The organism is Streptomyces thermovulgaris (genome assembly GCF_002155915.1).
GTDB classification, from domain to species: Bacteria; Actinomycetota; Actinomycetes; order Streptomycetales; family Streptomycetaceae; genus Streptomyces; species Streptomyces thermovulgaris.
This window is the reverse complement of the sequence record NZ_MUME01000144.1, coordinates 1-9,942: the sequence shown is the minus strand read 5'-3', so window position 1 is coordinate 9,942 and position 9,942 is coordinate 1. Positions and strand designations below refer to the sequence as shown.

4 protein-coding genes and 1 CRISPR repeat array are annotated in these 9,942 nt (G+C 72.6%); of the genes, 2 read left to right on the top strand and 2 right to left on the bottom strand.

Annotation, left to right across the window (positions count from 1 at the left end):
- Positions 1-379: 379 nt before the first annotated feature.
- Positions 380-2,666: direct repeats of the CRISPR family, unit length 29 nt; unit sequence GGGGCCATCCCCGCATGCGCGGGGAGCAG.
- Positions 2,667-3,162: 496 nt separating this feature from the next.
- Positions 3,163-4,770 (bottom strand): AMP-binding protein, encoded by a 1,608-nt coding sequence (locus tag CCN35_RS13570; protein WP_086792813.1) that lies wholly within the window; start codon positions 4,768-4,770, stop codon positions 3,163-3,165.
- Positions 4,767-6,455, bottom strand: a complete 1,689-nt coding sequence (locus CCN35_RS13565; RefSeq protein ID WP_086792811.1) for an AMP-binding protein — start codon at positions 6,453-6,455, stop codon at positions 4,767-4,769. The genes CCN35_RS13570 and CCN35_RS13565 overlap by 4 nt, the downstream gene beginning before the upstream one ends.
- Positions 6,456-6,614: 159 nt before the next feature.
- On the opposite strand from CCN35_RS13565, the gene CCN35_RS13560 reads away from it, so the two are divergent.
- Entirely contained in the window at positions 6,615-7,439 is an 825-nt protein-coding gene (locus tag CCN35_RS13560) for a helix-turn-helix transcriptional regulator (protein ID WP_067397672.1), read from the top strand.
- A 285-nt stretch (positions 7,440-7,724) separates the two neighbouring features.
- Positions 7,725-9,942, top strand: a 2,218-nt coding sequence (locus tag CCN35_RS13555; RefSeq protein WP_107501049.1) for an ATP-binding protein, incomplete at its 3' end; no start/stop codon positions are given.

The following is a 9,942-nucleotide window of genomic DNA, read 5'->3' as shown; positions in this document are numbered from 1 at the left end:
CGGGACAGCCCTTAGGCAGCGGTCTCGAGACTTCCGATGGGCGTCTTGGACGAGAGGTTGTCTCTTTCGGCCTGCGCGGGGCGCACATGCACAGCTCGAAAAACGCGGAAGCTGGGTCTCCAGCGGCTGGCCTGCTTCAACTCCCCCATGGCGCCCCACTCAACCGGATTGGTTGCTGCTCCGGCGAGTTTCCCTGAGAAGGAGTTGTACCGCTCGTCGGTAACCATTTCGGTTGCGTTGGACCAGTGCTCCACCCGCTCGTTGTAATCCCCCGCGCTGAAGGCCTCACAGCCCGCAGTTTCGGCTGCGGATCCCGCACAGGACCATCTCGCAGGCGCGGGGAGCAGCCCCGCACGGACGCCTGCCCACCCTTGGTGTAGGGACCATCCCCGCATGCGCGGGGAGCAGTTCGGCGGCTCCTGCCCGAAGAGGTTCGGGAAGGGACCATCCCCGCATGCGCGGGGAGCAGCAGACGAACCGCCCCGCCCACGTAGGCGCCATGGGGCCATCCCCGCATGCGCGGGGAGCAGACGTGGCGGCCGGTGCGCGGGGCGTGCAGGACGGGGCCGTCCCCGCATGCGCGGGGAGCAGGACGAGGCGCACCACCTGGCCGGACGTAGAGAGGGGCCATCCCCGCATGCGCGGGGAGCAGTACGCAGCCCGGTACGCCCTGACCCTCTCAGGGGGGGCCATCCCCGCATGCGCGGGGAGCAGCCGGCACTTCCACCGGGCCGGGACCGAGCTTTGGGGCCATCCCCGCATGCGCGGGGAGCAGCCCACCCCCAACGAAGACACCTGCGACGCCCAGGGGCCATCCCCGCATGCGCGGGGAGCAGTCACGGGCCGCGTCTGCGGAGGGGACCCGCTCGGGGCCATCCCCGCATGCGCGGGGAGCAGGGTCTTCGCCTGGAAGACGAAGATGAACGCGGGGGGCCATCCCCGCATGCGCGGGGAGCAGCCCGACGCCAAGGCCCTGACCAACACGCCTGAGGGGCCATCCCCGCATGCGCGGGGAGCAGTCATCCACGGCATGATCCGAGAGGTCTCGCTGGGGGCCATCCCCGCATGCGCGGGGAGCAGGCCGTGATCGCGATCCTCGCGCGGTGCCTCCAGGGGCCATCCCCGCATGCGCGGGGAGCAGGTGACCTGACCGGGCAGTGCCCCGGACGCTGGGGGGCCATCCCCGCATGCGCGGGGAGCAGGATGCTGATATCGCGGCCGACGCTCTAAAAGAGGGGCCATCCCCGCATGCGCGGGGAGCAGCCTGATCATGCTCGCTACGAACCACAAGCCCCGGGGCCATCCCCGCATGCGCGGGGAGCAGCCTGATCATGCTCGCTACGAACCACAAGCCCCGGGGCCATCCCCGCATGCGCGGGGAGCAGCGCCGACAACTTCACCCGTTTCCGGGTCAAGGAGGGCCATCCCCGCATGCGCGGGGAGCAGTGCGAGCGATGATCGCGGTACTCATATCCCTAAGGGCCATCCCCGCATGCGCGGGGAGCAGAAGGCCAAGCCTCACCCGATCCGCACCCGGGCGGGGCCATCCCCGCATGCGCGGGGAGCAGGTCAGCTTGACCAGAGCCATTTCTTGCTCCTAGGGGCCATCCCCGCATGCGCGGGGAGCAGCCACCCCGCCAGGTCAGGATCGGGGACGAGTGGGGGCCATCCCCGCATGCGCGGGGAGCAGCTGCCGAGTCACGTACAGGGTCGCGCCCGGCAGGGGCCATCCCCGCATGCGCGGGGAGCAGGCCGCGTCCAGGCTCGCCACGGCCTCCCACGCGGGGCCATCCCCGCATGCGCGGGGAGCAGAGCGTGAGGCTGAGCGCGCTCGCGCTGAAAGGGGGGCCATCCCCGCATGCGCGGGGAGCAGCGCGGTGACCACCCTGAGCGGGTCGAGTGCCCGGGGCCATCCCCGCATGCGCGGGGAGCAGTTCGTCGCGCTCATCACCAAGTCGCCGAACGTGGGGCCATCCCCGCATGCGCGGGGAGCAGGTTCGGCTACGGCCTTACATGGGTGCCCGCAGGGGGCCATCCCCGCATGCGCGGGGAGCAGTCGAGTCGTGGGGCCTGGTGTGGGGGAGAGACGGGGCCATCCCCGCATGCGCGGGGAGCAGCACTCCCCGGACTGCGCGTCGTACACCCGCCGGGGGCCATCCCCGCATGCGCGGGGAGCAGTTGCGGACCCCTCTATGTAGGCAGACCGGAACGGGGCCATCCCCGCATGCGCGGGGAGCAGCATGACCACTCAACGGGCAAGGTTCGTGGGTTGGGGCCATCCCCGCATGCGCGGGGAGCAGTACGCGTGATCCACTGGCTCGACGATTTCGGCCGGGCCATCCCCGCATGCGCGGGGAGCAGGGCAGCCTGCCCAACAGGAACGCGAGCGCGACGGGGCCATCCCCGCATGCGCGGGGAGCAGTCGCCAAGGCCACGGGCCTGAACCCCGGCAGCGGGGCCATCCCCGCATGCGCGGGGAGCAGGCGATCAGCGCGGCACGGCCCCGGATCACGGTGGGGCCATCCCCGCATGCGCGGGGAGCAGGCCGCCCGTGCACGCCGCGCGATCGAGCGAAGGGGGCCATCCCCGCATGCGCGGGGAGCAGAGGGCTCGGAGTACCCGGATCACCGCCTGGTCGGGGCCATCCCCGCATGCGCGGGGAGCAGACTGCGTGACCTGCGGGTTTACGGAGCAGGCCCCATGGTTTTCGTCAGTTTCATCGAGTCCGACAAAAGGAACATAGCACCTCTCGCTTCTCTGTCATGACGGCCTGGCCGAGGGCTTGATCCTAGAGTTGCCCCATTCCACCGTCCGCTGTTTGTTCTGAATTGACGCCGCACCAGACCGACGTCTCCTCCTCCCTGGCAAGCCTGCACCGGTACGTCCTGCGGTGGAGGAGTCAGGCCCTGCCGTCCGCCGCACGGCGTCTGGTCGCTGCCGGGCCGGGCGATCCGCCCCGCTGCCCCGGTGTGCGGCTTCCGGTGCGGATGCGGTCGGTGGTCTCGGGCAGGCGGGGCCGGGGCGCCGTCCTGGGTGGTGTCGTGGGTGCGCCCTCCCGTCGGGCACGGGCGACGGGAGGGCGCGGGTCCAGGAGGGGGCGCGGGTGCGTCCCCCGGCTTCCGGGAGCGTCCGGAGGCACCCGGAGGGTTCAGGGGCAGGCGTTCATGCGCTGTACCGCTTGCGGAGTTCGACCTTGCGGACCTTGCCGGAGACCGTCATCGGGAAGGAGTCCAGGATCTCCAGCCGACTGGGGATCTTGTAGTGGGCCAGCCGGTCCGTGCAGAAGGCCCGCAGCTCCTCCAGGCTCGGCGGGTCTGCCGGGTCCCGCGGGATGACGCAGGCCAGGACCTCCTCGCCGTACGTCTCGTGCGGCACGCCGACGACCTGGACGTCGCGGATCTTCGGGTGGCCGTAGAGGAACTCCTCGATCTCGCGCGGGTAGATGTTCTCGCCGCCGCGGATGATCATGTCCTTGATGCGGCCGACGATCTCGACGTAGCCGTCCTCGCGCATCACCGCCAGATCGCCCGTGTGCATCCAGCGTCCCCGGTCGATGGCCTCGGCGGTCTTGTCGGGCTCGTTCCAGTAGCCGAGCATCACGCTGTAGCCGCGGGTGCACAACTCGCCTGCCGTGCCGCGTGGTTGGGTCACTCCGGTGACCGGGTCGACGATCTTCACCTCGATGTGCGGCAGCACCCGGCCGACGGTGGCGGTGCGGTGCTCGAGGTCGTCGTCCATGCGGGTCTGCAGGGAGACCGGGGACGTCTCGGTCATGCCGTAGCAGATGGAGACCTCCTCCATGTGCATCTCGGTGATGACCCGTTTCATCACCTCCACCGGGCAGGGCGAGCCCGCCATGATGCCGGTGCGCAGGGAGGAGAGGTCGTACGAGGCGAAGTCGGGGAGGTTCAGCTCGGCGATGAACATCGTCGGCACCCCGTACAGCGAGGTGCAGCGCTCCTGCTGCACCGCCTCCAGCGTCGCTCTGGGCTCGAAGGAGGGCGCCGGGATGACCATGCACGCGCCGTGCGAGGTCGCGGCGAGGTTTCCCATCACCATGCCGAAGCAGTGGTAGTACGGCACGGGGATGCAGACGCGGTCCTGCTCGGTGTAGCCGATCGTGCGGCCCACCCAGTAGCCGTTGTTGAGGATGTTGTGGTGGGAGAGCGTGGCGCCCTTGGGGAAGCCGGTCGTGCCCGAGGTGTACTGGATGTTGATGGGGTCGTCGCAGCTCAACTCTGCCTGGGCGGCGGCGAGTTGATCGGAGGTCACTTCCTTTCCCGCCGCCGTCAGTGCCTCCCAGGAGGCGTCGCCGATGTAGATCGTCTCCCGCAGGTCCGGGCAGGCGCCCCGCACCTGCTCGACCAGCACCCGGTAGTCGCTGCTCTTGTGGGTCTGCGAGGCGATCAGCAGCGAGACGCCGGCCTGCTTCAGCACGTACTCCAGCTCGTGGGCGCGATAGGCGGGGTTGATGTTCACCAGGATCGCGCCGATGCATGCGGTGGCGTACTGGACGAGCACCCACTCGGGACAGTTGACCGCCCAGATCCCCACCCGGTCGCCCTTGGCCACGCCCTTGGCGAGCAGTCCGCGCGCCACCTCGTCGACCGCGGCACCGAACTCGGCGTAGGTCCAGCGGCGTCCGGACGGTATGTCGACCAGCGCCTCGCGGTCGCCGAACGCGGCGACGGCCCGGTCGAGGTTGGCGCCGATGGTGTCTCCCAGCAGCGGGACGTCGCTGGTCCCGTGGGCGTAGGACAGGGCGCTCATCGGAAGTCCTCCTCGCGATACTCGTTCTGCGAGCCCCGGGCGGTGGCCTCGCGCAGCTCGATCCGGCGGATCTTGCCGGAGACGGTCTTGGGCAGATCGCCGAACTCCAGCCGGCGGATGCGCTTGTAGGGGGCGAGGGTCTCCCGGGAGTGCTCGAAGAGGACCTTCGCGGTGTCGGGGCCCGGCTCCCAGCCCTCGGCGAGGACGACGTACGCCTTCGGCACCGCCAGCCGCAGCGGGTCCGGCGCGGGCACGACGGCCGCCTCGGCGACCGCCTCGTGCTCCAGCAGGGCGCTCTCCAGCTCGAAGGGGCTGATCTTGTAGTCGGAGGCCTTGAAGACGTCGTCGGACCGGCCGATGTACGTCAGGTATCCGTCCTCGTCCCGCGAGGCGACGTCCCCGGTGCGGTAGTAGCCGCCGGCCATCGCCTCCGCCGTGCGGTCCGGATCGCCGTGGTAGCCGGCCATCAGGCCGACCGGGTGTGCGGACAGGTCGAGCGCGATCTCGCCCTCGTCCGCGCCGGGCGCGCCGGAGACGGGGTCGAGGAGTTCGACGCGGTAGCCGGGGCTGGGCCGTCCCATGGAGCCGGTCTTCAGCGGCTGGCCGGGGGTGTTGGCGATCTGCACGGCGGTCTCGGTCTGTCCGAAGCCGTCCCGGATGGTCACGCCCCAGGCCCGCCGGACCTGCTCGATGACCTCGGGGTTCAGCGGCTCGCCGGCGGCCACGGCCTCGCGCGGCGGGGTGCGCAGCTGGGTCAGGTCGGCCTGGATGAGCATGCGCCACACGGTCGGCGGGGCGCAGAAGGTGGTGACGCCCACGCGGTCCATCTCGGTCATCAGCCGGGCCGCGTCGAAGCGGCTGTAGTTGTGGACGAAGACGGTCGCCTCGGCGTTCCAGGGGGCGAACAGGTTCGACCAGGCGTGCTTGGCCCAGCCGGGCGAGGAGATGTTCAGGTGCACGTCGCCCGGCCTGAGGCCGATCCAGTACATGGTGGCCAGATGCCCGATCGGGTAGGTGCTGTGGGTGTGCTCGACCAGTTTGGGGCGGGCGGTGGTGCCCGAGGTGAAGTAGAGCATCAGCGGGTCGTCGGCGCGGGTGGGGCCGTCGGGCACGAACGCGGCGGGGGCGGTGCGGGCGGCCTCGTACGGATCCCAGCCCTCCGGGGCCCGGCCCTTCTCGGACGGGCCGCCGACCGCGATCCGGGTGTAGGAGCCGGGGACGCCGGCGAACTTCGCGGTGTCCTCGGCGCGCGCGATCACATGCCTGACGCGGCCCCGTTCGACGCGGTCGCGCAGGTCGGCGGGGCCGAGCAGCGGGGTGGCGGGGATGACGACGGCGCGCAGCTTCATCGCGGCGAGCGCGGTCTCCCACAGTTCGGCCTGGTTGCCGAGCATGACGAGGACGCGGTCCTCGGCGGCGACGCCGCGGTCGCGCAGCCAGTTGGCGACGCGGTTGGAGCGCTCGGCCATCTCGGCGAAGGAGAGGCGGGTCTCGGTGCCGTCCTCCTCGACGATGTGCAGGGCGGTGCGGTCGTTCCCCTCGGCGATGACGTCGAACCAGTCCAGCGCCCAGTTGAAGTACTCGGGGCGGGGCCACTCGAAGCCGGCGTACGCCGTGGCGTAGTCCTCCCGGTGTTCCAGCAGGAAGTCCCGCGCCCTGCGGAAGAGCTCCGTCGCCGTCGTCATCCGTCCTCCTGCTCGCTCGGTCGTTCGCCTCCGCACGCTCCGGCCGGTGCCGCCGAACCATTGCCGGGTGGCTCTGTCACATCGTGTAATCAGTGACGTGAGTCTCACCACCCCCGAACGGGGGGTGGTGCGGGAGAGCCGCGACGAAGGGGCGAGCGGGTGACGGCGGACGCGTCCGGGGCGGTGGAGATCCGGGCCGCGCTGATGCGGCTGCGGCGCACGACGGGGCTGCCCGTCGCCTTCGGCGGGCTGGTCGAGCCGGGCCGGTCCTGGGTGCGGATCAGCGAGCTGACCGGTACCAGGACGCAGGCGCTGAACGCGCTCGCGGTGACCTCGGGGAACGGGCTGGGCGGCAAGGCGGTGGCGCTGGGCCGCCCGTGCGCGGTGACGGACTACTCGCTCTCGCGCCGCATCAGCCACGAGTACGACGCCCCGGTCGCCGCGGAGGGGCTGCGCTCGGTGCTGGCGGTGCCGGTGGTGGTGCGGCGCCGGGTGCGCGGGGTGCTGTACGGCGCGCTGCGCACGGCCCAGCCGCTGGGCGACCGCACGCTGAGCGCGGCGGTGGAGGCGGCGCGGGACGTGGAGCAGGCGCTGGTGGCGCGGGAGGAGGCGCAGGACCTGCTGACGGCGGCCCGCTGCGAGCCCGCCTCCGGTCCCGCCTGGGAGCAGGTCCGTGAGGCCCACGCGGCCCTGCGCGCCCTGGCCCCGAGGATCACGGACCCGGATCTGCGTGCCGAACTGCTCAGTGCCTGCGGCCTGTTGACCGCGTCTCCCGCCTCGGGGGAGGAGGTCGGCCTGACCCCGCGGGAGATCGATGTGCTGGCCTGCGTGGCCGGCGGTGCGACCAATGCCGCCGCGGCGGCCCGGCTGGGTCTGCGTCCGGAGACGGTGAAGGGCTACCTGCGCTCGGCCATGCGCAAGCTGGGCGCCCACACCCGGGGAGAGGCGGTGGCGGCGGCCCGCCGTGCCGGGGCGCTGCCGTAGCCGTCGCAGAGGAGGGCCCTGGGCCGCAGCCCATGGGCGCCGGGGCCCTTGGCCGGCGGCAGGAGGGCGGGCGGGGACACCGGCGGGAGTACCGCCGGCGGCAGGAGGGCGGTACCGTCGAGGCCCCTGCTGTACGCACGTGCGCACGAGGGCTTGTATTCATTCGGCGGTGCTTTGAATTCGGTCACGTGTCAGCCGCTGTTATTTCCCTCACCACCCCGTCCGTCCGAAATTCAGGGCCCCGTTGCCTAGAATTTGCCCCGCACACGACACACGAGGGGAGCGGTGACCGTGCGACGGGACTTCAAGGGCCCTGCGGGCTACCGCTCCGACCTGGTCATAGGCCAGGAGGAGCCGTCCGCGGCGGCACGCGAGCAGCTCGCGCGCGGCGGGAGTGTGCTGTTCCACGGGCCGGCCGGAATAGGAAAGTCGACCGTGCTGCGGGCATTGGCCGCGGAATACGCGCCGAAGGCCCGCACCGTGTTGCGCTGCTCCGCCACCGAGTCCGAATCCCACCTGCCCTTCCTGGCCCTGGCCGACCTCTTCGGCCTGGTCCTGGACGAGGTGTCCGGCGCACTGCCCGCCGCCCAGCGCACCGCGCTGGAGTCGGCGCTCACCGGGCGCGGCGAGTCCACCCTGCAGCGTGACGGTCTCGCCCTGCGGCTGGCCGTGCTGTCCGCGCTGCGCGCGCTCGCCGCGAAGGGCCCGGTCCTGATGGTCGCCGACGATCTGCAGTGGCTGGACTCGGCCAGCGCCGAACTGCTGGGCTTCGCCGCCCGGCGCCTGGGCGAGACCCCCGTGCAGATGCTGTGCGCGGTGCGCACCGAGGACCGTGCCGAGGACGGGGAGTACGACCGTCATCTGCGCACCTGCCCGCCCGACACCCTCTCCGTCCGGCTGGGCCCGCTCACCCGGCCCCAGGTCTCGGCCCTGCTCGACCACCGCGGCTACACCGGTCTGCCCCGCTCCACGGTCCGCGAGATCCACCGCACCAGCGGCGGCAATCCCCTGTTCGCGCTGGAGCTGGGCCGCGCCCTGGCCGGGAACTCCACCCCGCTGCGGCCGGGCGAGCCGCTGCCGGTGCCGACCTCGCTGCGCGCCCTGGTGCTCAACCGGCTGGAGATGCTGTCGGACGAGGCCCGCCGCACCCTGCTCGTGGCCAGCGCCGGCGCCCGCCCCACCCCCGCCCTGCTGCACGCGGCCGGCCGGACGAACGCCGAGGCGGAGTGCGCGCAGGCCGCCGAACTCGGGCTGCTGGCCACCGAGCCGGAGGACCCGGCCGTACGGTTCGCGCACCCGCTGATCTCCGCCGCGCTGTACGCGGAGGCCCCCGCCCAGGAGCGGCGGGCCGCCCACGCCGCCCTGTCCACCGCGGCCTCCGACCCGATCGAGCGGGCCCGGCACCTGGCCCTGGCCACCACCGGCACCGACCCGGAGGTGGCCGACCGGATCGCCGGGGCCGCCGCGCTGGCCCGGGACCGCGGCGCCCCCTCGGTGGCCGCCTCGCTGGGGCTGCTCGCCGCCCGGCACACCCCGGCCGACGGCGACCCGGGCCCGGACACCAGACGGTTGCAGGCCGCCGAGGACGCCATCACCGCCGGTGAGGTGGACCTCGCCCGGGACATCGCCCGCGAGGTGCTGACCCGGGCCACCGTGCCCGCGCAGCGGGTGCGGGCCTGGATGGTGGTGATCGAGGCCGCCGGTCAGGCCCTCGGCGACGTGGACGCCGTCTTCCCGCAGGCGCTGGCCGACGCCGGTGACGACCCGCGGCTGCTCGCCCAGGTCCACTACCAGCTGGCCTGGCGCGGCCTGGTCGTCCAGGGCGACTTCGCCGAGGCCCGCCGGGAGGCCGCGCACGCGGCGGAGCTGGCCGCGCGCGGCCGGGACCGGCGCACCGAGCTCATGGCGCTCGCCTTCCAGGCCTCCACCGAGACCCTGATGGGCCATCCGGACGCCCCCGTCACCATCAAGCGGGCGCTGAAGGAGCCTCAGGACCCGTATGTGGCCTGCCACCACAACGGTGTCGGCTCGGCCCGTTTCCGCTGGCTGCTGATGAACGACCAGCTGGCCGAGGCCCGCTCCACCATCACCGGGCTGCTGCGCGAGGTGCGGCGGCGCGGGATGGTCGAGAGCGAGGTGCACTATCTGCGTCTGCTCGCCGAGACCGAACTGCGCGCGGGGCACTGCGGCCGGGCCCTGGACCTGGCCCGGGAGAGCCTGCGGATGGCCCGGGACACCGGCATCGGCGAGAGCGCCTCCGCGATGCTGGCCTCCTACGCCGAGGCGTCCGGCGGCGACACCGGGCGGGCGCTGGAGCTGGCCCAGGAGGCGGTCGGGCACGCCGAGGAGGACGGCGACCTGATGTACCTCTCCCGCGCCCTGGCCGCCCTGGGGTACGCCCGGTTCGTGGCCGGGGACGACCGGGGCGCCGTCGAGGCGCTGCGCCGGGTGAGCGAACTGGAGCAGGGGCTCCACATCACCGACCCGGCGCAGCGCCTCGACG